The organism is Dellaglioa sp. CoH-56-MRSF-12, from assembly GCF_056782075.1.
In genome coordinates, this window is record NZ_JBXAYD010000086.1 from 1 (window position 1) to 275 (window position 275).

Annotated in this window: 1 protein-coding gene; it reads right to left on the reverse strand. The window is 63.6% G+C overall.

Annotated elements, in window-relative coordinates; genetic code table 11:
- Window positions 1-275, reverse strand: a 275-nt coding sequence (locus AC1RPY_RS07865; protein WP_481763129.1) for an acyltransferase family protein, incomplete at both ends; no start/stop codon positions are given.

The window sequence follows — 275 nt, forward strand, 5'->3', positions numbered from 1 at the left end:
CGGCTCGGGTAGTAGCCGAACCAGGAGAAGCCGGGCCGCGACGCCATCTTCGTGAGGACGAACCCCGACAGGACGAAGAAGAGCCAGACGGCCTCCAGCCCGAGCCAGATGAAGTGCGCCGGGGAGAACAGCAGGATGTCCTCGATCGGGTTCCCCGCGGGCTTCAGAAGGAGAATGCCGTTCTGCAACGCCGGCCAATTGGTGGCGAGCACGTGATAGAGGAGCACCGAGCAAGCGGCGATCCCTCGAAGCGTGTCGAATTGGCGGTTACGGAT